The sequence below is a fragment of the Promicromonospora kroppenstedtii genome (assembly GCF_044389675.1).
Lineage (GTDB): Bacteria > Actinomycetota > Actinomycetes > Actinomycetales > Cellulomonadaceae > Promicromonospora > Promicromonospora kroppenstedtii.
Genome location: NZ_JBIRYI010000006.1, coordinates 239340 through 264390 on the forward strand (window position 1 = coordinate 239340; position 25051 = coordinate 264390).

Here is a 25051-nt window from a genome sequence, read left to right on the forward strand (position 1 = left end):
GGTACCGTGAGGTCGTGGCTGCACGTAAGATCCCCGGCAATTTTCCGAAGCTCACCGTGGACGTCCCGTCCGACTTCACGCAGCGTGCCCGGTCGGTCGCGACCCGTGCCGCGATCGTCGCCGCGGCCGTGCCCGCGGCGGTGGCCGTCGCCCTGACCGCGACCGACATGGTCCGACGGCGCATCCACCCCCTGACGGCGAAGTTCCCCACCGAGAAGCCGCTCACCGAGCACATCGACGAGACCGCCACCACGGTCTACACGTACGGGGCCGACCTGTACGACGCGATGCTCGAGGCGATCCGCGGAGCCCGCACCAGCGTGATGCTGGAGTCGTACATCTGGAAGAACGACGAGGTGGGCCAGCAGTTCAAGCAGGAGCTGATCGATGCCGCCGCGCGCGGCGTCGACGTCTACGTCATCGTGGACGGCTTCGCGAACCTCGTGGTGCCCTACTCGTTCTTCGACTTCCCGCCCAGCGTGCACGTGCTGCGCTTCCCCGTGCTGCGCCCCGGCATGGCGTTCCTCAACGTCCGCAAGTCCGGGCGCGACCACCGCAAGATCCTCGTGGTCGACGACGAGATCGGGTTCGTCGGCGGATACAACATCGGCTCCCTGTACGCCACGCAGTGGCGCGACACCCACGTACGCCTCCAGGGCCCGTCGGTCTGGGAGCTGCGCAACGCGTTCGTCGACTTCTGGAACCGGCACCGCAGGCCGCGCCACCCCATCCTGTCCGACGTCGGCTCCGGCACCTGGCTGCCGCACCTCAAGGCCGCCCGCAACGCGCCGTCCGAACTGGTGTTCCCGATCCGCGGCCTGTACCTCGACGCGATCGACCGAGCCACGCACCACGTGTACATCACACAGGCCTACTTCATCCCCGACCACGACATCCACGCCGCCCTCCTCGCGGCAGCCGCCCGCGGCGTCGACGTCCGGGTCCTGGTGCCCCACCGCTCCAACCACGTGGTGGCCGACTGGCTCGCCCGCGGCCAGTACGCGTCCCTCCTGCGCGGCGGCGTGCGGATCTTCCTGTACGAGGGCGCGATGGTCCACGCCAAGACCGCCACCATCGACGGCAGCTGGACCACCATCGGCACCGCCAACATCGACCGCCTCAGCCTCACCGGCAACTACGAGGTCAACCTCGAGATCGTCGACCCCGGCCTGGCCGCCCGCATGGAGGACGTCTTCGCCATGGACCTGTCCAACGCCAGCGAGCTCACCCTGGCCCAGTGGGAGGAACGCGGCGCCGTGGCCAAGATCGGCGAATACCTGCTCATCCCCCTGCGGCCCCTGCTCTGAGCATCTCCGGGACCTCCCCCTCCCACCGTGTCCGCGGCAAGGCGTACGGCGCCTCCCGCTGCAACCACGTCACCAGCCCCTCTCGCACAGCACACCGCAGGTCCCACAGCGCCGAGCTGTCCGCAGCACTGACCAGCGCCCTCGTCCGCACCGTCCCCGACACCGCATGCGTCACCTGCAGGCTCACCACCCGCCCGTCCCACAGGTCCGACCCCCGCACCACCCGCTCCAGCTCCTCGCGCATCGCCTCCAACGGCACACGAAAATCGACGTCGATCTCCACCGTGCCCAGCACCTCCGAGGACTTCCGCGTCCAGTTCTCGTACGGCGTCGTCGTGAAGTAGGTGCACGGCAGGATCAGCTTGCGCTCGTCCCAGATACCGACCACCACGTACGCCAACGTGATGTCCTCGATCGTCCCCCACTCCCCCTCGACGACCACCACGTCACCCACCCGCACCGCGTCGCTGAACGCGATCTGCAGTCCCGCGAACACATTGCCCAGCGACGACTGCGCCGCCAGCGCCGCCACCACCGACAGCACCCCCGCCGACGCCAGCAGGCTGGCACTCGCAGCCCGCGCCTCCGGGAACGTGAACAGCACCGCGGCGCAGGCCACGACCGCGACGAGCCCGATCGTCAGCCTCCGGACCACCATGACCTGGGTCCGCAGACGACGGGCGTACCGACCCGCCAGACGGTTACCCACCCGGCGCAGCACCCGGTCCTCCACCACCACGGCGACCGTGCCGATCATCCACGCCGAGCTCACGATGACCGAGATGACCACCACGTGCTCCAGGACCGGGAACCACGGATCGCGCCGGTTCGCGGTCGACCAGACCGCGATCCACATCGCCAGCACCATGAACGTCGCATGCGCGGGTCGGCGCAGCCGGAGCGCCACCTCACGCACCGTCGTGTTGCCGCGCGCCGCCACCCGGACCAGCTTGGAGACCAGCACCACAGCCACGTAGGCGACCGTCACGGCCAGCGCCGACCATCCCAGGGTCACGGCCAGGTTCGTCGCCTGCTCGATGTCTTCGTCAGCCATCCGTCCAGCCTCGCGCAGCACCGCCACGACTCGCAAACTACGCAAGTCGACCACTAGTCGTACCGGCCCGGCGCGTCAGACCTCCAGCGACTCCCCCGGCGCCAGCCGCGTGTACGTGTACTCACCCCCGAGGCGCGCCGTGTCCAGCCAACGCCCCACGTTGCCGTACCCGATCTCCGACAGGAACACGTCGTGGATCGGCACCACCGTCGCCGCCGGGACCGACCGCGCGAAGTCGATGAACTCCGCCGTCCGCAACCACGGCGCCGCCACCGGCACCAGCAGCACGTCCAGACCACCCTCCGGCGCCGCCGCCGGAGGGTCGAACGAGTCGCCCGGGTGGAACACGCTCGCCCCGTCCGCCTCGACCAGGTACGTCACGTTCACCGCCCGCGGGATCTCCGGGTGGATCAGCGCATGGTCCCCACCACCCACCGTGACACGCGCACCGCCGGCGTCCAGCACCTGACCGGGCATCACCTCGTGCACTCGGTCCGCCGGGGCACCCGCCTCACGCAGGGCGCTGGCTGCCGGGCCGGTGGCCCAGACCTGGGTGTCCGGGTGCGCGGTGAGGTGCTGGACGACAGCGGGCGCGTCGACGTGGTCGAAGTGGTCGTGGGTGATCAGGATCGCGCGCGCGCCGGTGAGGGCGGCGTCGGTGTCGCTGAAGGTGCCGGGGTCGATGACGAGCGTGCCGCCGCCGTCGGGCAGGGTGCCGGGCAGGCGGAGGGTGACGCACGCGTGTCCGTGGAAGGTGAGGTGCATGCTCGCAGGCTACGCCTGTGCCGTGGCAACAGCAGGCCGCCTGGTCGGGGTGCTGTGCACCCCGTGCCAGACGGCTCAGGAGGTGGTCGGCGGGCGGGTCAGACGGCGGAGCGGGCGGCCCTGCGCTGGGCGAGCTCGTCGCCCTCGACCTCGGGGACGTCGTCGGACTCGCCGGGTTCCAGGGTCTCGGTCGGCATCTGGGCCAGGGTGCCCTCGATCTCGCGCCAGACGCGTCCGACGGCGATGCCGAAGACCCCCTGTCCGCCGGCGACCAGGTCGACGACCTCGTCCGGTGAGGTGCACTCGTACACGCTCGCGCCGTCGGACATGAGGGTGATCTGGGCCAGGTCCTCCACGCCGCGTTCCCGCAGGGCCGTGACGGCAGTGCGGATCTGCTGGAGGGAGACGCCGGTGTCGAGGAGTCGCTTGACGACCTTGAGCACGAGGATGTCGCGGAAGCTGTACAACCGGTGGGTGCCGGATCCCGTGGCGGGTTTGATGCTCGGCTCCACGAGCCCGGTGCGGGCCCAGTAGTCGAGCTGCCGGTAGGTGATGCCGGCGATGTGGCACGCGGTGGTGCCCCGGTAGCCGGTCGTGGCGTCCTGTTCCGTCAGGTCCTCACCGAAGAGGAGACCCTGCGCGCCGTGCGGGACCGTAGCGCGTGTGGCTCTCTCACCGCTGGTGTTCACTGTGCCTCCTGGGGTGTCGTGGCCACGCTATGGCGCGTCGAAGGTGATTTCAAAGATGCGCGCCGCGAAACGTCTCGGCGTGTCGCGGTTGGCCCGCTTTTCACCCGGTCCGGCCACCGCCCTGCCCGCCCCCGCCGGGCGGGCCGGAGAAGTCCTCCGGTGTGACGTGGTCGAGGAAGTCACGGAAGCGTTCGACCTCCGCCTGCTGGTCGACGTCGACGATCTCGACGCCGGCCAGGGCGACGATCTCGGCGGAGCACAGCACGGGGCTGCCGGTGCGCACGGCGAGTGCGATCGCGTCGGAGGCGCGTGAGTCGAGGTGTACCCCGTTGCTCAGGACGAGCTCGGCGAAGTAGATGCCGCCCTCCAGGGCGACGATCTCCACGCGTTCGAGCGCGACCCCGACGGCGCCCAGGACGTCGCGCAGGAGGTCGTGGGTCATGGGCCTCGGTGTGGCGAGGCCGGCCTGGGCCATGGCGATGGCGCTGGCCTCGCGTGCGCCGATGACGATGGGAACGGCCAGGTCGGCGGCAGTGTCGAGCAGCAGCACGACGATCTCCTGATCGCGTTGCTGCTGTCGAACGCCGAGGATCTCCACCGGGACCATCGGCACGTCGTCCGGCCTCACGCTTTCACCGTACGGCGTCCTGGTGCCCCTCGTCGCGCGCTCGGGACAAGTTCCTGGTCACGGGCCGGTCCGTGGACGGCAAAACGTGTTCCGCGTCCCGGGCGTGCTGGGCCGGGTGTGTCGGGGGTGTGCTCAGCCGAGGTCGTCGATGCCCTGGCGTACCCAGGCGGCGTGCAGGCGGGTGAACAGCTCGCCCATCTCGGTGGCGATGCTCGCGGCGCGGCCGCGGCCGGCGCTGGCCTGCTGGCTGCGCAGCGGTGCCACGACCTGGTCCACGAGTGTGACCTGCCGGTCGGCGGCGGTGCGGAAGGTGCGCAGGTGGCGGGGTTCGACGCCGAACTCGGCCAGCGCGTCGGCGATGCGTACGACGTCGACCGCGCTGGGGCCGAAGGTGCTGCCCGTGGACGGCAGGAGGCCGGCCTGGGCGAGGCTGAGCACGAACTCCTCGGTGACGCCGGCGGCCTGGGCCACGGCGGGCGCGGTCCAGCGTCGTCGGGCCGGTGAGCCGGCGGCGGCCAGGCGTGGTGCTGGGTGCTCGGCCGAGTCGGGGTCGGCGTCCATCGCTGCGAGGCGTTCCTTGATCACCTTCAGCGGCATGTAGCTGTCGCGCTGCTCGGTGAGGACGAACCGCAGGCGCTCGACGTCGGCCTGGCTGTACTGGCGGTAGCCCGACGGCGTCCGCACGGGGTCGATCAGGCCCTGCTCCTCCAGGAAGCGCAGCTTGGAGTGCGAGACGGAGGGGAACTCCTGGCCCAGCGCACGCAGGACGTCGCTGATGCGCATCGTGGCCTGCCGGGAGATGCCCCGGGGCCAGGGCGCGTCGAGGTCCGCGTCATGGCCGTGCTCACGGTCACGGTCGCGTGCGGCGCCGGTCGTCACGGGGCGGGCGTTCCCGGGCCCCACTGGGCCGGCGACTGCGGGCTGGCGTGGAAGGTCAGGCGGAACTTGCCGATCTGGACCTCGTCGCCGGTCACGAGAGTGGCGGCGTCGATCCGGCCCCGGTTGACGTAGGTCCCGTTCAGGGAGCCGATGTCGCGCACGACGAACGAGTCGCCCTCGCGGACGAACTCGGCGTGCTTGCGCGAGACGGTGACGTCGTCCAGGAAGATGTCGGCCTGCTCGCTGCGGCCCGCGACCGAGCGGCCGGTGTCGAGCAGGAACCGGGCGCCGAAACCGGGGCCGCGCTGCACGATGAGCAGGGCCGAGTGCCGCGGGAGGGCGGCGACGGCGGCCGCTTCCTCCGGGCTGAGGGCGGTGCGGGGTGCCTGCTCGTCGGAGGTCGGGAACGCGATGCGACCCAGGTTGGCCGTGGTATCGGGCCCGACCGGATGGGCGCTGGGGTCCGTCATCAGGTCTCCTCGGGTGCGATGTCGGTGAAACAGGGGTGACTACGTCGGTACAACGGCCGGGGCGGCGTCCGGGTTCCACTCAACCTACCCCGATCGGGGTGGTGGCGAAAACCAATGTCAGGAACCAACCCGGATAAAACTACCGACGTCCTGGGAGTTCCGCATGCTGGTTCGGCAGGTTGGGTCCGAATGGGTGTCCGGGCAGGTCAGGAAGGTGGTCGGAGTCACTTCCCGGCGTCCGGGTCCACCGGCTCGGCGTGCTCCGGGCGGCCCGGGATGCGCACGGCGTCGACCTCGACCTGATCGGACCGGGTGGTGGTGGCCTCCCCACCCTCCTCGCGGATGCGGGGCAGCGCTCCGCCGGGGATCTCCAGGGCGCGGTCGATCGTGTCGGGGTCGCCGATCGCCGTCCACTCGTAGGGCGAGGCGATGGCCCCGCCGTCGAGCACGACGCCGCCGCCGGAGTCCACGAAGTAGCTCGTGGTGACCAGGCGCTTGCCGTTGACCTGGATGGCCTCGGCGCCGGCGTTGCGCAGCTCCTCCAGCAGGTTGAACAGGGCCTGCGCCTCCAGGGGCTTGGCGCCGTCCGTCACGCGGATCTGCACGCCCGGGCCCTGCGCCGGGAGCCGGCCGGACAGGATGCCCTCCTGCTCGGCACGCTGCTCCGCCAGGTCACGCGCGGCCTGGTCGCGCCCGTCCTCGGACTGCAGGTCGTCCCGGATCGCCTCCAGGTCCCCGACCTCGGCGTCGAGCTGGTCGGCGCGCTGGGTCACCTCGTCCAGGAGCCGCACCAGCTCGTCCTGCCGCAGGCTGCTGAGCTGGTCACCGGTCGACTGCCCGACCTGCACCGCCAGCGCGAACCCGAGGGCCAGGCACAGCAGACCCGTCAGCAGCTCCGAGCGCGTGCCGCGCGGGCGCAGCAGCCGCCCCACCCGTCGCCAACCGGACGGCGGCTCGGCGGGGGCCTCGGCCGGACCGGCATCCGGCACGGGCGCGTCGTCGTCCGGCTGTTCCGGCTCCGCGGCGGGCCTCTCGACCTGCTCGGGTTCGACCTGCTCGGGTTCGACTCGGTCCGCCCCGGCCTGTTCGGTCTCGGGCTGTTCGGTCCCGGTCTGCTCGGTCGAGGAGGCCTCGACCGGCTCGACCCGCGCCGGCTCTCCCGTCCTGGGCTTGTTCGACCCGGTCTTGTCGGGCTTCGCGCCCGCGCCGTTCTTCTCCTTGCTCATGCTCACGCCTTGAAGATGTGCCGGCGGATCGAGGCGGCGTTCGAGAAGATCCGGATCCCGAGCACCACCACCACCGCCGTGGACAGCTGGCTGCCCACCCCGAGCTGGTCACCGAGGAACACGATGAACGCGGCCACCACCACGTTCGACAGGAACGACACGAGGAACACCTTGTCGTCGAACAGCCCGTCGAGCATCGCCCGCAGGCCGCCGAACAGCGCGTCCAGCGCGGCCACCACCGCGATCGGCAGGTAGGGCTGCAAGATCAGCGGCACGGTCGGCTGCAGCACCAGCCCGGCCACCACGCCGATCACCAGCCCGACGATCGCGATCATCCGTTGTCCTCCTCGGATCGGTCCTGTGTCGTGCCCGCCGTCGTTCCCGGCTGCGACACCTTCGCCCACCGCAGCGTCGGGGAGCCCGCACCGGGCAGATACATCCCGTCGCTCGTGGTCACCTCGTTCTTGATGTCGTACTCCGCGCTCAGCAGCTGCAGGAAACCCAGCCCTGCCGACCGCGCGAACTCCACCTGCATGTCCTCCGGGTCACCGACCGCCTCGATGCGGTACGTCGGCCCGTTCAGCGGCTGCAGGTCCACCAGGATCGCGTCACCCGCGTTCCGGATCGCCGAGAGCGACGTCAGCCGCTCGTCGTTGATCGCGATCGCCTCCGCACCCGCCGCCCACAGCTCGTTGACCACGAACTGCACGTCCGCGTCCCGCACCCGCGACTCCGCCGGAGCATCCCCCGGCTCCACCAGCCCGCCACCCGAACCGTCGGTCAGCGACACCACCATGCCCGGGCCCTCCACGGGCACCGCACCGGCGACCAGCCGGTCAAGCTGGTTGACCTCCTGCAGCGCCGACGGCAGCAGCCCACCGGTCTGCAACCCCTCCACCTGAGCGCTCAGCGACGCCGTCTGCCCCGACAACGCCTCCACCTGAGCGGAGCGGTCCTGGATCTGCTCCATCAGCACCGCCCGCCCCTTGGCGATCGTCGGCTGCGGCGCCCGCAGGTCCCGCACCGCCACCGCCGTCGCCGCCCCGAGCAGGATCGCCACCAGCAGCATCAGCACCACGCTGCGCCTGCTCCGCCCCGCGGCCCCACCCGCCTCCGCACGGCGCCGCGCCATCAGCGCGTACCCCGGGTCCAGCGGGCGCTCGGTCACCTCCCGCAGGAGCGTCATCGACTCGTCCGGCCGCCGCGCCGGCCCCGCCCCGCCCGACACCGGAGCCGACGCCGGACCGGCCACCGGACCGGGCGGCGTCATCCCGCAGCCACCAGCCGGCGCACCTGCGCCACGTACTGCAGGCCGGCCAGCCAGTACAGGCCCACACCCCACCACGTGAACGCCCAGCCCACCACGTGCGCGACCGCTCCCACCCAGCCAGGCATCTCCGCCAGCAGCAACAGGGGGAACGCGTACAACAGGCCGAAGGTCGCGACCTTGCCCACCATCGTCACGTTCAACGTCCCGTACCCCAGACGCGCCAGCACCGGCACCGTCGCCGCCAGCAGCACGTCACGCGCCACGATCACCAGCACCAGCCACAGCGGCACCACCTCACGCCAGGCCAGGCCGATCAGGGTCACGAAGATGAACAACCGGTCCGCCAGCGGGTCCAGCATCTGCCCCAGCCGCGTCACCTGGTTCAGGCGACGGGCGAGCACACCGTCCAACCAGTCCGACACACCCGAGACCGCGAGCACCACCAGCGCCCACCCGTCCTCGCCGACCACGATCAGCACCGCGAAGACCGGCACGAACGCCAGCCGCACCATGCTGATCACGTTGGGCACGGTCAGCACCCGGGAGCTCATCTCCGCCCCAGTGGACACGCTCACCGCCCTTGCTCACGCCGGTTCGTCTCGGCCGCCATACTACGGGGCGACCGTTGCGTATACGCACGGCACGCCGGTCAGCGCGACCAGCACCACCCCGTGCACCACCCCCTCAAGACCCAGCCTCCACCCACACCGACACGCCGACAACACCCACCCCACAACGCCCTCACCACGCACGACATCACCCGCGTGCTGCACGTCACGCTCCAAACCTCTGTGCCCAAGGCGCTCGCAGCCGATACAGTGGTCCCACATCCCCTTGGAGTTCGTCGTCTTCCCGTGTGTGCACGCAAAGTGCGAGACAGGCCCGCAGCCTCGGTTGCGGGGAAGGTGTGTCGGGAGCGCGCGACGCGAGGGCCCTCACCTCGGCCCTGACTCCCCCACCCCACGACGAACGGTGCAGCACTGCATGTCTATCGACACCCATGACCTGATCGCGCCTGCCGACCAGCAGGAGACCGCTCAGGTCACCGCCGACTCCGGCGACCAGGCAGCCCCCACGGCCGCCACCCCTGAGGCAGAGGCCACCCAGGCCCCGGCCGAGCCCACCGGCCCGACCTTCGCGAGCCTTGACCTGCCCGCGCCCCTGATGGCCGCCATCGACGAGCTCGGCTTCATCACCCCCTCCGCCATCCAGGCCCGCGCCATCCCCGAGCTGCTCGCCGGCCGCGACATCACCGGCGTCGCCCAGACCGGAACCGGCAAGACCGCCGCCTTCGGCCTCCCCCTCCTCGCCGCCGTCGACCCCGCCCTGCGCAAGGTCCAGGCCCTCGTCCTGACCCCGACGCGCGAGCTCGCCATGCAGGTCGCCGACGCCATCGAGTCGTTCGCCAGCAAGATGGACGACGTCCGCGTGCTGCCCGTCTACGGCGGCGCCCCCTACGTGCCCCAGCAGCGCGCCCTGCGCGACGGCGTCCACGTCGTCGTCGGTACCCCCGGCCGTATCAAGGACCACCTCGAGCGCGGCGCCCTGCGCCTCGAGGACATCCGCTTCCTCGTCCTGGACGAGGCCGACGAGATGCTCCGCATGGGCTTCGCCGAGGACGTCGAGGAGATCTTCGGCCAGGCACCCGCCCAGCGCCAGGTCGCCCTCTTCTCCGCGACCATGCCCCCGGCCATCCGCAAGGTCGCCGACCAGCACCTCACCGACCCGGTCCAGATCGCCGTCGCCCGGCAGTCGTCCACCGTCACCGCGGTGCACCAGACCTACGCCGTCGTCCCCTTCCGCCACAAGGTCGGCTCGCTCGCCCGCGTCCTGGCCACCTCCGACGCCGACGCCGCCATCGTCTTCACCCGCACCCGCGGTGCGGCCGAGGACGTCGGCTCCGCCCTCATCGAGAAGGGCATCTCCGCCGCCACCATCTCCGGTGACGTCGCCCAGAAGGAGCGCGAGAAGATCGTCGAGCGCCTCCGCTCCGGCGCCCTCGACGTCCTCGTCGCCACCGACGTCGCCGCCCGCGGCCTCGACGTCGACCGCATCGGCCTCGTCGTCAACTTCGACGTCCCCGGCGAGCCCGAGGCCTACGTCCACCGCATCGGCCGCACCGGCCGCGCCGGACGCACCGGCGAGGCCCTCACCTTCGTCACCCCCCACGAGCGCGGCAAGCTCCGCTCCATCGAGCGCACCATCCGCGCCCAGCTCGAAGAGGTCGACATCCCCTCCCCCCGGGACGTCTCCGCCCACCAGGTCAAGCGCGCCCTTGGCAAGGTCGAGGCCCGCCGCGAGGCCGGCCGCCTCGACATGTACACCGAGATGATCCGCACCTACGCCCAGGAGAACGACGTCGACCCCATCGACGTCGCCGCCGCCATGGCGGCGCTCGCTGTCGGCGACGACGGCCCCCGGGCCCGCGCGGAGCAGGAGGAGTACGAGCGCGAGCGGGCCGAGGCCAAGGCCGCGGCCGCCCGGCGCAACACCCGCGAGGGCGACCGCCACGACCGGTCGGGCGACCGGCCCACGCGCGGCCGGTCCGAGGGCGAGCGCGGCATCCGCCGTCCGGCCCGCGGCACCCGGTACCGCATCGCCGTCGGCCACACGCACGGCGTGCAGCCGGGCGGGATCGTCGGCGCACTGACGGGCGAGGGTGGCATCACCGGCGCCGACGTCGGCAAGATCGACATCTTCGGCAACTTCTCGCTGGTGGACATCATCGCGCCGCTGGACAACGAGGCGCTCGACCGCCTGGCCCGCGCCCGCGTGGCCGGCAAGCCGCTGCGCATCACGCTGGACCGCGGCGCACCGCGCGGCGGCGAGCGTGGCCCGCGCACCGGTGGGGACCACCGTCGTCCGGACGGCGACCGCGGCCCCCGCGGCCGTGGCCCGGCCCACTACGAGGCACGCAGCAGCCGCTGACGCCGGCTGATCGAAGAGCCTGACCAAGAAGCAGTGCGCCTGTCCGGAAGGACAGGCGCACTGCTTCTCTCTCTCACGAGCCTTGCTCCTACGAGGCCCTACCGCGGGGACCCCTGGTCCGGCTCCGCGGCCTCGCCCAGCTCAGCGATCAGCGCCACCAGACGGCGCGCCTCAGCCATGCCGTGCTCGCCGTCGGCCCGCTGGATGCCCATGACGGCGAGCACGTCGCCGTCGGCCAGGTCGAGGTGCACCCACGGGTCGTTCGGCCCGAACCGGACCGTCACGATCTCGGCCCAGTCGAGCCGGCGCCGCTTCGCGTAGTTGACGACGGTGAGCCCGGTCCGGTCCGGGACCGCGCGCACCGCGCCGAACCGCCAGGCGACCAGGGCGCCCAGCAACCCGAACACGATGATCGAGATGCGGTTGGCGGCGTCCGCCCCGGGGCCGCTCGCCGCCAGCGCGACGAACGTGCACCCTCCGGCGAACAGCAGCGCGATGCCGTAGGCAGTTGGCGTGCCGAACCGGCCGCGGAAGGTGCGGAACCGGTCGTCGCCCCGGCCCTGGCCGGAGGCGCCGCCACCCGTCGCCGGTCCCATGGGCCCTACAGCCGCGAGGCGTGGATGGACGTCACGATGATGGCGCGCGCCCCGACCTCGTACAGCGCGTCCATGATCCGGTTGGTCTCGCTGCGCGGCACCATCACGCGCACCGCGCGGGCGTCGCTGTGGTGCTGCGCCGAGACCGTCGGGGACTCCTTGCCGGGCGTGATCGCCACGGCCTGCTCCAGCCGGGACTCGGGGACCACGTAGTCCATCAGCACGTACTCGCGGGCGGTGATCACGCCCTCCAGACGGCGGGTCAGCACCTCCAGGCCGGCGGGCGCCTCGGCGTCGGAACGCCGGATCAGCACGGCCTCCGAACGCAGGATCGGGTCGCCGAAGACCTCCAGGCCCGCGGCCCGCAGCGTGGTGCCGGTCTCGACGACGTCCGCGATCACGTCCGCGACACCGAGCCGCACGCTCGACTCCACGGCGCCGTCCAGGTGCACGATGGCGGCGGGCTCGACGCCCTGCTTCGCCAGGTGCTGCGCCACGAGCGTGGTGTACGACGACGCCACGCGGCGTCCCGCGATGTCCTCGATCCGGGTCACCGGGTCGCTCTCGCCGGGCCCGGCGGGCGCCGCGTACCGGAAGGTGGAGCGGGCGAACCCGAGGCCGAGGTGCTCGACGGCGTCGGCTCCCGAGTCGAGCATCAGGTCACGGCCGGTGATGCCGACGTCGACGGTGCCGGTTCCCACGTAGACCGCGACGTCGCGCGGGCGCAGGAAGAAGAACTCGACGTCGTTCTCAGGGTCGGCGAGCACGAGCTCGCGGGTGTCGCGGCGCTGGCGGTAGCCCGCCTCGCGCAGCATCTCGGAAGCGGGGCCCGACAGGGCGCCCTTGTTGGGGACGGCGATACGCAGCATGTGGTTGGTTCCTCTCCGGGGTGTACGACGGGTCTGGGTGCGAGGTCCGGGTCTCGACAGGCTCGACCGGCGGTCAGCTCGACCAGCGGGGGTCGAGCCTGTCGAGACCCGGAAGCCTCGCTACAGATGCGTGTACACGTCCTCGAGGGTCAGTCCCTTGGCAACCATCAGGACCTGCAGGTGGTACAGGAGCTGGGAGATCTCCTCCGCCGTCTCCTTGTCCGACTGGTACTCCGCCGCCATCCACACCTCGGCGGCCTCCTCCACGACCTTCTTGCCGATCGCATGGACGCCCGCGTCCAGCTGGGCCACGGTGCCCGAACCCGCGGGACGGGTCTCGGCCTTCTCGGTCAGCTCGGCGAACAGGGTCTCGAAGGTCTTCACGTGCTCAGAGTAATCGGGCGAGGGGGCCACCACCCCTCGCCGTCCCACGTTGTGGCCAGGCTCTCGTTCCGGCCCGGGGTCGACGCCCCTCCTCCGCGAGCCGTGCTCAAGGGTTCTCGGGCCACTCCGCCGGCAGCGCGCCGTCGTCCTCGGGCGGTACGACGCCCTGGAACGGGGTGATCAGCTGGAAGCCCACCTCGCTGTCGGTCGACCCGTCCTCCGTCGAGCCCGACAGCAGCACGATCACAGGACCGGGGTCGGTGGCCGGGTCGAGCGGGTCGCCGGCCGGGTAGGCGCTGTCGCGGCCGCCGCACGTCTCGGGCGTCGAGACCACCGAGATGCGCTCCCCCGGCGAGATCGCGAGCTCCTCCGGCGGCTCCCAACCCGGGATCTCGGAGTCGGGCCGCTCCAGCACCTGCTCGACGTCGAACAACCACCTGTTCGCCTCGACGCCGTACAGGTCCGCTGTCCCGTCCCGCTCCACCACGGTCCCCAGCAGCACGGCACCGGCCGCGGACGCCGCCTCGGCCGGGTCGACGAACCGCACCCAGTCGACACACGCGGCTCCCGCCAGCTGGTCGAGCGGCTCCGCGAGCAGCTCCTCCTCGGCCGGGTCGCCCGTCGTCTCGTCGGACGCTCCGGCCGTCTTCCCGCCCGCTCCCCCGGTCGGGCCGGACGCCCCGCCGGGCAGGTCTGCGGCCGCACAGCCCGTCAACCCTCCGGCCAGCACTCCGGCCAGCGCCGTCGTCATCACTACCGCTGCCGCCCGCCGGGCGCGTGAGGTTCTCATACCCGACCAGTGTGCCGAGACCGGGCTTTCTTTCGGCTGTTCGGTGCGTTGTCCGCCCGGCTCGGGTGTGGCACAGCCGCTTGGCACACTATTTATACCAGGGAGTGGAAGAGGGACCACCGATTGACGGGCGAACAGCAGAGCCGTTCCGGGTCCGTGGACCCGGAACGGCCCGCAGGTCTCAGCGCCGGCTCAGCGCCGCCAGCGCTCCGGGCACGCTGCTCAGACCCCGCTCGACGCGAAGGCCCGCAGCGTCGCCGCGGTCGCGATGGCCGCCTCCACGGCCTCCGCACCCTTGTCCTCCTTGGACCCCTCCAGGCCCGCCCGGTCCAGCGCCTGCTGCTCGTCGTCGCACGTCAGCACCCCGAACCCGACCGGGACCCCGGTCCGCACGCTCACGTCTGTCAGGCCCGACGTCGCCGCCGAGCACACGTAGTCGAAGTGCGGCGTGCCCCCGCGGATCACCACGCCGAGCGCGACGACGGCGTCGGCGGCCGGCCCTCCCCCGATCCCGGCGGCACGCGCCGCGGCCACGGGCAGCTCGAACGAACCCGGCACCCGCACCTCAGTCCACGTGGCGCCCGACGCGACGAGCGCCCGGCGGGCGCCGGCCAGCAGGCCGTCCATCACCTGCTGGTGCCAGCTCGCCGCGATCAGCACCACCCGCAGGCCCGTGCCGTCGACGATCACGTTGGGTGCTCCAGCCCCGCTCATGCGCATGCTCCTTCGTTCTGGTTCAGCTCGTTCTGGTTCTGTGCTCGGTTCAGCTCGTCCTGGTTCAGCTCGGTGACGGCGACCGCGCCGAGGCGGTGCCCCATCACGAGCCGCTTGGTCTCCAGGTACCGGTGGTTGTGCACGCCGTGCCCCACCACCAGCCCACGCCGCCCGACGACGTCCGTGCCCGCCGCGCGCAGGCCCGTCACCTTGTCCGGGTTGTTGGTCAGCAGAGTCACACCGGCCACACCGAGGTCGGCCAGGATCGCCGACGCCGCGCCGTACTCCCGCGCGTCCACCGGCAGCCCGAGCTCGACGTTGGCCTCGACGGTGTCCCGCCCGGCGTCCTGCAGCGTGTACGCCTGGATCTTGGCGGCCAGGCCGATCCCCCGGCCCTCGTGCCCCCGCAGGTACACGACGGCGCCGCCCTCGGCCGCCACGGCGCGCAGCGACGCCTCGAGCTGCGGGCCGCAGTCACAGCGCAGGGAGCCCAGGCCGTCGCCCGTCAGGCACTCCGAGTGCACCCGCACCAGGGAGCCGCCCTCGCGCCCCACGGGCGTCAGGGCCAGGTGTTCCGCGCCCGAGACGAGGTCCCGGTACGCGACCACCCGGAAGTCGCCGTGCCGCGTGGGCAGCGCGGCCTGCGCGACGCGCTCGACGCGGGACGCGGGGCCGGCGGCGGAGGTCGTGTCGTCCTTCGGTCCTGAACCGGCAGGCGCCGGGTCGTGCGCCCGCCGCCATGCCACCAGGTCGGCGACGGTCAGCAGCACCAGCCCGTGCAGAGCAGCCAGGTCGTGCGCCTCGGCCAGGCGCATCACGTCGCCGTCGTCGCGCACCAGCTCGGCGATCGCGCCGACCTCGCCCAGCGCTGCCGCGCCCGCAGCGCCCGCAGCGGCGACCCGCTCCCCCGCCAGCCGCACCAGGTCCACGGCGGCCTCCGTGTGCCCGGGGCGCTCCAGCACCCCGCCCGGGCGCGCCCGCAGCGGCAGGACGTGCCCGGGCCGGATCAGGTCACCCGCGACGGACGTCGGGTCGCCGAGCACCCGCAGGGTCAGCGCCCGGTCGGCCGCCGAGATCCCGGTCGACACCCCCACGGCGTCCACCGACACCGTGTAGGCCGTGCGCAGCGGGTCCTCGGTGCGCTCCACCATGAGCGGCAGCTCCAGGGCGTCCGCCCGGTGCGCCGGCATCGGCGCGCACAGGTACCCGGACGAGTGCCGCACCGTCCAGGCGACCCACTGCTGCGTCGCGACGCCGGCGGCCAGCACGACGTCGACCTCGTTCTCCCGGCCGGCGTCGTCCGCCACGAGCACGGGACGGCCCGTGGCGAGCTCGGCGAGGGCACGCGCCATCAGCTCTTCCGTCCGGTGCGACTCTTCCGTCCGGTGCTGGTCGTCCGCTCCCGGGCGCTCGGCTCCCGCGTCGACCGGCGCGGTCACCCCCGTCCCGGTCATCGCGCGACTCCCGCCGCCATGAGCCGCTCGACGTACTTGGCGAGCACGTCGACCTCGACGTTCACCGCGTCGCCCGGGGCCAGACCGCCCAGCGTCGTGGCGGCCAGCGTCGTCGGGATCAGCGAGACGCCGAAGCCGTCGTCGGACACCCACGTGACGGTGAGCGAGACCCCGGACAGCGCCACGGAGCCCTTCTCCGCGACGTACCGGGTCACGGCGGCGGGAGCGGCGAACTCGAGGTCGTCCCAGCGCGGACCGGGCGTGCGGCCCACGAGCGTGGCCACGCCGTCGACGTGCCCCTGCACCACGTGCCCGCCCAGCCGGCCGTTCGCCGGCAGGGCCCGCTCCAGGTTGACGCGCGCACCCGGGACCAGCCCGCCGAGCGACGTGCGGCGCAGCGTCTCCGGCATCACCTCGGCCACGAACGCGCCGTCCGCCACCGAGGTGACGGTCAGGCAGACGCCGTCGACGGCGATCGAGTCGCCGGGGCGGGCGTCCGACGTGGCGAGCGGGCCCGCGACGGTCAGGACGGCGTCGGGAGCGTCTTCTCCCGCGGCGCCGTCGGGCCGGTCGAGCGCGACCACTGAGCCGAGCTCCTCGACGATTCCCGTGAACATCAGATCTCCTCCTCGGTGTGCCGGCGGGGCCGGCCGTGCTGGGCGGTGTGGACAGAGCCGTTCTCGTACTCGATCTCGCCGCCGGCAGAGCCGGCAGGGGCGGCGGGGCCGGCTGCGGGCGCGATCCGCCGCGCCACCAGAAGCAGGTCGTCGCCGAGCCGGGTCACGTCCTCGGTGGCGAACCGCGCGGCATCGCCGATCGTGGTCACGCCGAGGTCGCCGACCGCGGTGGCGCCCGCGCCGAGCAGCACCGGCGCAACGTACGCGTGCAGCTCGTCGACGGCGTCCGCGGCCAGCAGGGCGGTCGCCAGGGTGGGGCCACCCTCCACGAGCAGGTGCCGCACCTCGCGGTCGCCGAGCGCGCGCAGAGCGGCGTCGAGGTCGTCCCCGGGTAGCTGGAGCAGCTCGCCGCCGGGCCCGCGCAGGCGGGCGCCGTCGGGCAGCGGGCGGCGGCCGAGCACCACCCGCAGGGGCTGGTGGTCGAAGAGGCCGCCGTCGGTGCGGCGGGCGGTCAGGGACGGGTCGTCGGTCAGAGCGGTCCCGGAGCCGACGGCGATCGCGTCGACCTGCGCACGGACCGTGTGGGCGTGCGCGCGGGCCCGGGCGCCGGTGATCCAGCGGCTCGTGCCGTCCACGGCCGCGACCCGGCCGTCGAGGCTGGTGGCGAGCTTCAGCGTCACGTAGGGACGCCCGGCGCGCACGGCGTGCAGCCAGGCGCGCAGCAGCTCCTCGCCCTCGTCGGCGAGCAGGCCCACCGTCACCGGGATCCCGGCCGCCCGCAGCCGGTCGGCGCCGCCCGTCGCGACGGGGTTCGGGTCGCCGACCGCGACGTGCACGGCGGCCACGCCGGCGTCGATCAGGGCATCGGCGCAGGGGCCGGTGCGGCCGTGGTGCGCACAGGGTTCCAGGGTCACCACCGCCGTCGTGCCACGCGGGTCGACGCCGCGGGACCGCGCGTCCGCCAGGGCCGCCGCCTCGGCGTGCGGGGTGCCGGCGCCGCGGTGGTAACCCTCGGCGACCGTGCGGCCGCCCGGGTCCAGGAGGACGCAGCCGACGCGCGGGTTGGGGCCGTGGGCCGGGCCCAGCGCGGCGAGCGCGAGGGCGCGGCGCATCACGGTCTCGAGACCGTGCGGCGCTGTGGCCGTGTGATCAGTGCTCGCCTGATCAGTGCTCGCCTGATCCGTGGCCGTGTGATCCGTGGCTGCCTGGTTCATGCCGTCCTCCCCGAGCGTCGGTGCTCCGGGGTGGACGACGGGTACGCGGACCGGGGGCCGCAAGGCCCGGCCCGCGCGCACGACGTCACGGCGACGCACGCCCCAGGGGACGGCGGCGCCGCACGTGCTTCCTCCCATCCGGACTTTCACCGTCGGTCCTGGAGTTCCACCAGGTCAACCGGCCTGTCCTTGCGGACGGACGCGGGTCGCGGACTATCACCGCCGGCTCGGAATTACACCGACCCCGGAGCACGTGTGTGCGTACTGCTGCTCGTCAGCATGCCACAGGTCGCCGACGGCGGAGCCATGGCTTGCGTCACATGCGGGCTGGACCGGCCGGACTATCCGTGCCCCCGCAGCCGACGGCGGTGGATCACCCACTCGGCCACCGCGATGTTGACCACCCAGCCGGCGGTCAGCCCGATCGAGTTGGTCACCGGGTCGAGGCTGCCGGTGACCAGCACGAGCGGCCCGAGCAGCAGCCCTTGCGTCCCGGCGCCCATCGCCAGCGCGTACGCACGCGTCATCCACGCGGAGTGCGTCGCGAGGTCGCGGCGCAGCGCCGCCCGCACCCCCAGCACGATCGCGAGCAGCATGGTGGTGCCCACCAGGTAGCGCATGCCGTTGACCACCGCCGTGTCCTTGACCGGCAGGTCGTAGAACGCCGTCATCCAGAGTCCGGTCAGGGCGACGCCGACCCCCGCCGGGGCGAGCACCCGGCCGGCCCACCGGTGCCAGCGACGTCGGCGCAGGCTCGGCACGAACTGGAAGGCGCCCAGCAGGCTGTAGACCGTCACGCACACGACGTGCAGCACGACGGGCAGGGGCTGGCTGACGAACCGCGCGTTCTCCTCGGTGAGCACGGGGTCGGAGGCGAGCTCGGCGAGCCGCGCGGAGCCGCCCAGGGCGGGGATCAGCGCCAGGAGCAGCAGGCCGGTGGGGACGAGCCAGGTGTGGCGGGCGCGCCGACGGGCCTGGACGGGCGCGGTCTCGGGTAGCGCTGCCGCCGTAGGGCCGGGTGCTGCGTCGGGTGTGGTCATGTACCGAGGGTCCCGGTCCAACGGGGTCCGGGTCATCGGCCCCTGGTCCGGTCTTCCGACCAGCCGAAAGTACGAGTCAGGTCCGACGAGGCCGGCGGGCGGACAGGGTCAAGACTGCCCCGGCCGCACCCGCCCGGTGTCGTAGGCCCAGAGCGCCACCTCGACGCGGTTGCGGGCACCCACCTTCGTCATCAGGTTGGCGACGTGCGACTTCACCGTGCTGAGCGTGACGAACAGCTCGCGCGCGATCTCGGTGTTGGTCCGGCCGCGGGCCACGGCCAGGAGCACCTCCTCCTCGCGGGCCGTCAGCGGGTCGAGCGGCTGCGGGACACCGCCGTCGGAAGCAGCCTTGCCCACGCCGGACCAGCGGGACCCGCCTGACCCACCCGCCCCGCCCGCGGGGGCCGAGTCGGCGAAGGCCCGCAGCAACCGCGTCGTCACGCTCGGCGCGATGAGCGCGTCCCCGGCCGCCGCGGCCCGCACGGCCTGGGCCAGGAGCGCCGCACCGGCGTCCTTGAGCAGGAACCCGCGCGCGCCGGCCCGCAGGGCCGCGTAGACGTACTCGTCCAGGTCGAAGGTCGTGATGACGACGACGGCGAGCGGGTCGGCCACCCCGCGCCCGGCCAGCAGCGCCGTGGCCTCGATCCCGTCCAGGCCGGGCATCCGGATGTCGAGCAGGCTGACGTCGGGCCGCAGCCGGCGCGCGAGCTCGACAGCCGTCCGCCCGTCCGCTGCCTGGGCGACCACCTCGATGCCGGGCTGCGCGTCGAGGATCATCGCCAGGCCGGTGCGCACGATCTCCTGGTCGTCCGCGACGAGCACGGTGATGGGCGCGGCGTCAGCGGGCTCGAGGTCAGCGGACGCGCCGTACACGCTCACGCGGGCCTACCTGGCCGGTACTGCCTGGCTCTCGGGGCACCGGCCCCCGCCGGGCCCGAGAGCGGCAGCACCGCCTCGACGGCCCACCCGCCCGCGACGTCGGGACCAGCGGCCAGCGTGCCGCCGAGCAGCACGGCACGCTCGCGCATCCCGGCCAGCCCATAACCTGTGGACCCGTACCCGACCGGCTCGTACCCGTCGCGCGGTGGCCGCGCCGGGGTTGCGCCGTCGTCGGACACGTGGAGCCGGACGTCCTGGTCCCGGACGGTGACCAGGACGGCGATCCCCGTAGCCCCGCGGGCATGCCGGCGAGCGTTGGTGACCGACTCCAGGGCGATGCGGTGCACGGCGGAGCCGACCGCCGCCGACACCCGGGCGGGGTCGCCCTCGATGACCACGCGGACGGGCGGCGGCCCGGCGTCTGCGAGGCGCTCGACGTCGGCAAGCGTGGGGCCGGGGGTGCGGTCGGCAGGCGCTCTGGTCGTGGCGTCGCCCGCGGCGCCGGCTGCCGGCGCCTCGTCCGAGCGCAGCGCCCGGACCAGGGTGCGCATCTCGGCCAGGGCGCGGGTGGCCTCGCCCTCGATGACCCGCAGGGCCTCCGCCGCGGCCGCGGGATCGGTGCGGGACACCGCGAGCCCGGCCTGCGCCCGGACGGCCACGGCCGAGACGTGGTGCCCGACGACGTCGTGCAGGTCCCGGGCCAGGCGCTCGCGCTCCAGCAGGACGACCTGCTCGCGCTCGCGGCGCCGGGCACCGGCGCGGTAGCGGAACGCCAGCCCGAGCGCGAAGGCGGCGGAGAGGATCACCAGCCCTGCGGCGACGTCGGACCAGCCCTGGTAGCCGAGGGCCGTGTTGACGCCTAGCTTGGCCAGGATCAGCGCGCCGCCGAGCACCATGGCACGCCCGCTCCCCCACCGGAAGAGCGCGTACGCCAGCACCAGCTGGAAGACGCCGGCCGCGAGGTCCAGCTCCCGGCCCAGGAGCACGGCCGGGATCCCGGAGGCGACGAACGCGATCGCGACCATCAGCAGCGGGTGGGCACGACGCCAGAGCAGGGTCGGCGCGAGCACCACGACCGTGGCGACCTGCAGCCAGCGCCCGGGGAGGTCGGGGCGCGCGATCCCCTCGATCACCGCGGCGCCGACGAACACGCCGACCACGGCCCAGTCCCACCACGCCCGTGCGGGCGGGTCGGCGGGCCGCGGCTCGTCCCAGACCGATCGGATGGCGGACACGGCCTCATGCTACGAGCGCGGGCGCCCCCACGGGATCGGCCAGAAGTACGAACTGGACTCCCCGCCGGGGCCGGTTGGTGAGGTCTCCGCTGACCGGTCTGGGGTGCATAACACGCGCTTGGCACACTATTTCTCCAGCCCGACACTCGGCGGGTGCGGCCCGACGGCGTTGGGAACCCTGGTCAGAACGCCGGTCGGACGCCGGTCAGTGCGTGTGCTTGTCCGCCAGCTCACGCAGCGTGGCGATCTCCGCCGGGATGTCCTCGGCCCCGTACACGGCGGAACCGGCCACGAAGACGTTCGCGCCGGCGTCGGCCGCCCGCTCGATCGTGTCCCGCGACACTCCCCCGTCGACCTGGATCCAGACGTCGAGCCCGGACTCGCTCACGGCCTGCCGCGCGCGGCGGATCTTGGGCAGCGTGCCCTCAATGAACGACTGCCCGCCGAACCCGGGCTCGACCGTCATCACGAGGATCATGTCGACCTCGGCCAGCAGGTCGAGGAACGGCTCCACGGGGGTCGCCGGACGCAGCGCGACACCCGCCCGCGCACCGAGCCGGTGGAGCTCCCGGGCCAGGCGGACGGGCGCCTGCGCGGCCTCCGCGTGGAACGTGACCGACGCCGCCCCGGCCTCCGCGAACGCGGGCGCCCAGCGGTCGGGGTCCTCGATCATGAGGTGGGCGTCGAGCGGGATCGGCGACACCTTGGCGAGCCGCTCGAAGATCGGCAGCCCCAGCGTCAGGTTCGGCACGAAGTGGTTGTCCATGACGTCGACGTGCGCGTAGTCGGCGGAGGCGATCTTGCCGAGGTCCCGCTCGAGGTTCGCGAAGTCGGCGGACAGGATGCTGGGGGCGATGAGTGCTGCCATGATGCCAGCCTAGAGGCCACCGGACAGGAGCGACGATGATCCCCGATGTGAACTACTGGGCCGTGATCGTGGCGACGCTCTCCACGCTCGTCGTGGGTTCGGTCTGGTACACGCCCCGGGTGTTCGGCACCCGCTGGATGCGCCTGGCGAAGGTAGACCGAAAGGCGGCCGAGGCGAGAGGCGTCTGGCCGATCGTCGTCACGGTGATCGTCAGCTTCCTGACAGCGTGGGTACTGGCCGGCGCCGTCTTCATCGCCTGGCGGTTCTACGAGGGCAGCTTCTTCAGCGCGGCGGTCGTGACCGGCGTGCTGCTCTGGATCGGCTTCACGGCAGCCCGGATGATCACGCACGACGCCTTCGAGGGCCGCCCGCCCGCGCTCACCACTCTGAACCTCGCGCACGAGCTGGTGACGATCCTGGTCATGTCCGTGATCATCGGGGTGTGGCCGCCGGCGGGCGTGTAGGTCCGATCAACCGGCCGACGCGCGCGGCGCCGCCGCGGGCCCGGACAAGAGACAGTCCTGCGAGCTGCGTTGCGGAGAGTGGACATTGTCGACTCCCCGCAACGCAGCTCGTGCGCGAAGCATCCCTCCGGGACGCAGATCGAGCAGCGGCCCTACGCCGTACGGCGCAGCAGCGTCAGGTGCATCGCGTCCGTCCCGTGCACGTGCGGCCAGAGCTGCACGTCGTCGCGCTCCCCCAGCGGGATCTCGTCCTCCTCGCGCGCCGCCGGCCGCACCACCGCACGCACCGCGGCCGGCGCGTCCAGCCGCTCGACGTCGTCGCGCTTCTTGAGCACGTCGGCGACCACGAGCTGCGTCTCGGCCAGGTGCGGCGAGCACGTCACGTAGGCCACCACTCCCCCGGGCCGGACGGCGTCCAGCGCCGACGCGAGCAGCTCGCGCTGCAGGCCGGTCAGGGCCGCGAGGTCGGACGGCGTCCGCCGCCACCGGCTCTCGGGCCGACGACGCAGCGCGCCGAGCCCCGTGCACGGCGCGTCGACCAGCACCCGGTCGTACGCCCCGGGCTCCTCGGCGCCGACCTCACGCCCGTCGCCGATCCGCACCTCCTCGACCACACCCTCGGGCAGCGCGGCCAGCGCCCTGGCGACCAGGCGGGCGCGGTGGGGCGCCACCTCGTTGGCGACCAGCTTCCCGCCCCGCTGCGCGGCCAGCGCCGCGAGCAGGGCGGCCTTGCCACCCGGGCCCGCGCACAGGTCCAGCCACCGGCTGTCGGCACCGTCCACGGGCACCCCGGCCAGCGCGAGGGTGACCAGCTGCGACCCCTCGTCCTGGACGCCCGCGAGGCCGTCGCGAATCGCGGGGATGCCCGACGGGTCCGAACCCTCCAGCCGCAGCGCGGTGGGCGCCCAGCGACCCGCGACCAGGTCGGCGTCGCCCCAGGCGTCCTCGTCGGAGGCGTCGGTCAGGCCGGGCCGCGCCACCAGGGTGACCCGCGGGGCGGCGTTGTCCGCGGCGAGCAGGTCACCGATCTCGTCGGTGGCGCGACCGTTGCCCGCCAGCGCCTCGCGCAGCGCGCGGGCGATCCACAGCGGGTGCGACTGCGTGCTCGCGAGGCCGCTCAGGGCGTCCGGCGCCTCCTTCTCGAGCACGGACAGCCACTCGTCCAGGGTCCGCTCCGAGACCCGGCGCAGCACCGCGTTCACCATCTGCGCGGGACCCGCGCCGACCCGGTTGCGCGCGAGGCCGACCGTCTCGGAGACCGCCGCGTGCACGGGCACGCGCATGCCGAGGAGCTGGTGCGCGCCCAGGCGCAGGACGTCGAGCAGCGCCCCGTCCAGGCCCGACAGCGGCCGGTCCACGCACGTGGCCAGGATCGCGTCGTACCGGCCGCGCAGGCGCAGCGTGCCGTAGGTCAGCTCGGTGGCGAACCCGGCGTCCCGGCCGCGGATGCGCCGCTCGCGCAGCAGCGGGGGCAGCACCAGGTTGGCGTACGCGTCGGACTCGTCGACCTCGCGCAGCACGTCGAACGCGGCCGTCCGGGCCTGGTCCGTCCGCTTGCGGCGCTCGGACGGCGCCTGCGACGTCGTCGACCGGGCGCCCCTGGAACGGGCCGCCGAGCGCTGCCGTCCCGCGGAGCTACGGCGCTCGTCGCCGTACCCGCGGCCGCCGCGGCCTTCGTGACCCCCACGGCCCTGACCCCCACGACCGTCCGGGTCGCCGGCGTAGCCGCTCATGCGGAGGCCCCCGTCGTCGTGGACGTCGTGGCAGCAGCCGCCCCGCCCAGCACGAGCCCCGCCTCGACCAGCGCGCGGCCGCCGCCGCGGGCCCAGTCGGGCGCGGGCATCGCCTTCTTGCCGACGGGCCGCACCTCTCCGAGCGCGACGGCGTGCGTGGCCGTGCCGACCAGCACCTCGTGCTTGAGGGCGCGCACCTCACCGGCGGTCAGGTCGGTCACCTCGGGACGTGGCGAGACGGGCCCGAGGCCCAGCCGGGAGCCGTCCGGCAGCAGCGTCCACGCGCCCGGAGCGGGCGTGCAGCCACGCACCAGCCGGTCGACCGCGAGCGCCGGGTCGGTCCAGAGCACGCGGGCGTCGTCGGTGGTGAGCTTGGGGGCCACGGAGACGCCGTCGGCGGGCTGGGGCTGGGGCTGGAGGGTGCCGTCCTCGAGGGCGTCGAGGGTGGACACGAGGAGCTGGGCGCCCGAGCCGGCGAGGCGGGCCAGCAGGTCGCCGGACGTGTCGGTGGGCCGGATGGTCTCGGTGGTGGTGCCGAGCACGGGGCCGGTGTCCATGCCCTCGTCGAGCAGGAACGTGGTGGCGCCGGTGACCTCGTCGCCGGCGATGACGGCGCGCTGTACGGGAGCGGCGCCGCGCCAGGCGGGGAGCACGGAGAAGTGCAGGTTGACCCAGCCGAGGCGGGGTACGGCCAGGACGGCGGGCCGCAGGATGTGGCCGTAGGCGACCACGGGGGCGGCGTCGATCTCCAGCTCCTGGAGCATGGCCACGAACTCGTCGCCGCGCGGGACGTCGGTGATGACGCGCAGGCCGGCCTCCTCGGCCCTCGCCCGCACGGGGCTGGGCGTGAGCTTGCGGCCGCGGCCCGACGGCGCGTCGGCGCGGGTCAGGACGGCGACCACCTCGTGGCGCGAGCCGAGCAGGGCCTCCAGGGAGGCGACGGCGGGTTCAGGGGTTCCGGCGAAGAGAAGACGCACC

27 protein-coding genes and 1 riboswitch are annotated in these 25051 nt (G+C 73.4%); of the genes, 3 read left to right on the plus strand and 24 right to left on the minus strand.

Features of this window, described 5'->3' with window-relative positions; translation table 11 throughout:
• Positions 1-14: 14 nt before the first annotated feature.
• Positions 15-1307 (plus strand): phosphatidylserine/phosphatidylglycerophosphate/cardiolipin synthase family protein, encoded by a 1293-nt coding sequence (locus tag ACH47X_RS11780; protein ID WP_397404432.1) that lies wholly within the window; start codon positions 15-17, stop codon positions 1305-1307.
• On the opposite strand, the gene ACH47X_RS11785 is transcribed toward ACH47X_RS11780, so the two are convergent.
• From ACH47X_RS11785 to ACH47X_RS11830, 10 genes are all read right to left on the minus strand, one after another.
• Positions 1282-2361, minus strand: a complete 1080-nt coding sequence (locus ACH47X_RS11785) for a mechanosensitive ion channel family protein (RefSeq protein WP_397404434.1) — start codon at positions 2359-2361, stop codon at positions 1282-1284. The genes ACH47X_RS11780 and ACH47X_RS11785 overlap by 26 nt on opposite strands.
• 75 nt (positions 2362-2436) lie before the next feature.
• A complete protein-coding gene (locus tag ACH47X_RS11790; RefSeq protein ID WP_397404436.1) occupies positions 2437-3126 on the minus strand; it encodes an MBL fold metallo-hydrolase in 690 nt (229 codons plus the stop codon).
• Between the two features lie 98 nt (positions 3127-3224).
• Positions 3225-3815 carry a MerR family transcriptional regulator gene (locus tag ACH47X_RS11795; RefSeq protein ID WP_036961893.1) on the minus strand — a complete coding sequence of 197 codons (591 nt, stop codon included), beginning with the start codon at positions 3813-3815 and terminating at the stop codon, positions 3225-3227.
• A 100-nt stretch (positions 3816-3915) separates the two neighbouring features.
• Positions 3916-4422: a bifunctional nuclease family protein gene (locus ACH47X_RS11800; protein ID WP_036961889.1), complete on the minus strand. Its 507-nt coding sequence runs from the start codon at positions 4420-4422 to the stop codon at positions 3916-3918.
• A 153-nt stretch (positions 4423-4575) separates the two neighbouring features.
• Positions 4576-5322 (minus strand): transcriptional regulator FtsR, encoded by a 747-nt coding sequence (ftsR, locus tag ACH47X_RS11805; RefSeq protein ID WP_397404438.1) that lies wholly within the window; start codon positions 5320-5322, stop codon positions 4576-4578.
• Positions 5319-5792 (minus strand): FHA domain-containing protein, encoded by a 474-nt coding sequence (locus tag ACH47X_RS11810; RefSeq protein ID WP_020015374.1) that lies wholly within the window; start codon positions 5790-5792, stop codon positions 5319-5321. The genes ftsR and ACH47X_RS11810 overlap by 4 nt, the downstream gene beginning before the upstream one ends.
• Positions 5793-6016: 224 nt before the next feature.
• Positions 6017-7018 carry a DUF881 domain-containing protein gene (locus ACH47X_RS11815; RefSeq protein WP_397404440.1) on the minus strand — a complete coding sequence of 334 codons (1002 nt, stop codon included), beginning with the start codon at positions 7016-7018 and terminating at the stop codon, positions 6017-6019.
• 2 nt (positions 7019-7020) lie between these two features.
• Complete coding sequence (locus ACH47X_RS11820; RefSeq protein WP_020015376.1) at positions 7021-7353, minus strand: small basic family protein; 333 nt, start codon at positions 7351-7353, stop codon at positions 7021-7023.
• Entirely contained in the window at positions 7350-8288 is a 939-nt protein-coding gene (locus tag ACH47X_RS11825) for a DUF881 domain-containing protein (RefSeq protein ID WP_397404443.1), read from the minus strand. Before ACH47X_RS11825 ends, ACH47X_RS11820 begins: the two co-directional genes overlap by 4 nt.
• The gene (locus ACH47X_RS11830) at positions 8285-8839 is read right to left on the minus strand and encodes a CDP-alcohol phosphatidyltransferase family protein (RefSeq protein WP_397404621.1); all 555 of its coding nucleotides are present in this window, start codon (positions 8837-8839) and stop codon (positions 8285-8287) included. Before ACH47X_RS11830 ends, ACH47X_RS11825 begins: the two co-directional genes overlap by 4 nt.
• 433 nt (positions 8840-9272) lie before the next feature.
• Here ACH47X_RS11830 and ACH47X_RS11835 point away from each other — a divergent pair, with 433 nt between their 5' ends.
• Entirely contained in the window at positions 9273-11216 is a 1944-nt protein-coding gene (locus ACH47X_RS11835) for a DEAD/DEAH box helicase (protein ID WP_397404445.1), read from the plus strand.
• A 98-nt stretch (positions 11217-11314) separates the two neighbouring features.
• Here the strand turns inward: ACH47X_RS11835 and ACH47X_RS11840 are convergent, their stop codons facing one another.
• The 12 genes from ACH47X_RS11840 to rpe all read right to left on the minus strand — a co-directional run bounded on the left by ACH47X_RS11840 (position 11315) and on the right by rpe (position 21876).
• Positions 11315-11812, minus strand: a complete 498-nt coding sequence (locus ACH47X_RS11840) for a PH domain-containing protein (RefSeq protein ID WP_397404447.1) — start codon at positions 11810-11812, stop codon at positions 11315-11317.
• Between the two features lie 5 nt (positions 11813-11817).
• Positions 11818-12681 carry an ATP phosphoribosyltransferase gene (gene hisG, locus ACH47X_RS11845; RefSeq protein WP_397404449.1) on the minus strand — a complete coding sequence of 288 codons (864 nt, stop codon included), beginning with the start codon at positions 12679-12681 and terminating at the stop codon, positions 11818-11820.
• Positions 12682-12801: 120 nt separating this feature from the next.
• Complete coding sequence (locus ACH47X_RS11850) at positions 12802-13065, minus strand: phosphoribosyl-ATP diphosphatase (protein WP_020015382.1); 264 nt, start codon at positions 13063-13065, stop codon at positions 12802-12804.
• Between the two features lie 106 nt (positions 13066-13171).
• On the minus strand, positions 13172-13855 hold the full coding sequence (locus ACH47X_RS11855) for a hypothetical protein (protein WP_397404451.1): 684 nt from the start codon (positions 13853-13855) through the stop codon (positions 13172-13174).
• Between the two features lie 222 nt (positions 13856-14077).
• Positions 14078-14569: a 6,7-dimethyl-8-ribityllumazine synthase gene (gene ribH, locus ACH47X_RS11860; RefSeq protein ID WP_397404453.1), complete on the minus strand. Its 492-nt coding sequence runs from the start codon at positions 14567-14569 to the stop codon at positions 14078-14080.
• On the minus strand, positions 14566-16023 hold the full coding sequence (gene ribA / locus ACH47X_RS11865; RefSeq protein WP_397404455.1) for a GTP cyclohydrolase II: 1458 nt from the start codon (positions 16021-16023) through the stop codon (positions 14566-14568). Before ribA ends, ribH begins: the two co-directional genes overlap by 4 nt.
• A complete protein-coding gene (locus ACH47X_RS11870; protein ID WP_397404457.1) occupies positions 16020-16640 on the minus strand; it encodes a riboflavin synthase in 621 nt (206 codons plus the stop codon). The genes ribA and ACH47X_RS11870 overlap by 4 nt, the downstream gene beginning before the upstream one ends.
• Entirely contained in the window at positions 16640-17752 is a 1113-nt protein-coding gene (gene ribD, locus ACH47X_RS11875) for a bifunctional diaminohydroxyphosphoribosylaminopyrimidine deaminase/5-amino-6-(5-phosphoribosylamino)uracil reductase RibD (RefSeq protein WP_397404623.1), read from the minus strand. Before ribD ends, ACH47X_RS11870 begins: the two co-directional genes overlap by 1 nt.
• A 222-nt stretch (positions 17753-17974) precedes the next feature.
• Positions 17975-18111, minus strand: a riboswitch (FMN riboswitch).
• An 84-nt stretch (positions 18112-18195) separates the two neighbouring features.
• Positions 18196-18894 carry a DUF2306 domain-containing protein gene (locus ACH47X_RS11880; protein ID WP_397404459.1) on the minus strand — a complete coding sequence of 233 codons (699 nt, stop codon included), beginning with the start codon at positions 18892-18894 and terminating at the stop codon, positions 18196-18198.
• Between the two features lie 108 nt (positions 18895-19002).
• Positions 19003-19671: a response regulator gene (locus ACH47X_RS11885; RefSeq protein WP_397404625.1), complete on the minus strand. Its 669-nt coding sequence runs from the start codon at positions 19669-19671 to the stop codon at positions 19003-19005.
• 98 nt (positions 19672-19769) lie between these two features.
• Positions 19770-21008, minus strand: coding sequence for a sensor histidine kinase (locus ACH47X_RS11890; protein WP_397404461.1), 1239 nt, complete (start codon positions 21006-21008; stop codon positions 19770-19772).
• A 205-nt stretch (positions 21009-21213) separates the two neighbouring features.
• Positions 21214-21876, minus strand: a complete 663-nt coding sequence (gene rpe / locus ACH47X_RS11895; protein ID WP_397404463.1) for a ribulose-phosphate 3-epimerase — start codon at positions 21874-21876, stop codon at positions 21214-21216.
• A 35-nt stretch (positions 21877-21911) separates the two neighbouring features.
• Here rpe and ACH47X_RS11900 point away from each other — a divergent pair, with 35 nt between their 5' ends.
• Positions 21912-22340 carry a DUF1761 domain-containing protein gene (locus ACH47X_RS11900; RefSeq protein ID WP_397404465.1) on the plus strand — a complete coding sequence of 143 codons (429 nt, stop codon included), beginning with the start codon at positions 21912-21914 and terminating at the stop codon, positions 22338-22340.
• Between the two features lie 152 nt (positions 22341-22492).
• On the opposite strand, the gene ACH47X_RS11905 is transcribed toward ACH47X_RS11900, so the two are convergent.
• Positions 22493-24073: an RsmB/NOP family class I SAM-dependent RNA methyltransferase gene (locus ACH47X_RS11905; protein WP_397404467.1), complete on the minus strand. Its 1581-nt coding sequence runs from the start codon at positions 24071-24073 to the stop codon at positions 22493-22495.
• A complete protein-coding gene (fmt, locus tag ACH47X_RS11910) occupies positions 24070-25050 on the minus strand; it encodes a methionyl-tRNA formyltransferase (RefSeq protein WP_397404469.1) in 981 nt (326 codons plus the stop codon). The genes ACH47X_RS11905 and fmt overlap by 4 nt, the downstream gene beginning before the upstream one ends.
• Between the last annotated feature and the right edge of the window lies 1 nt (position 25051).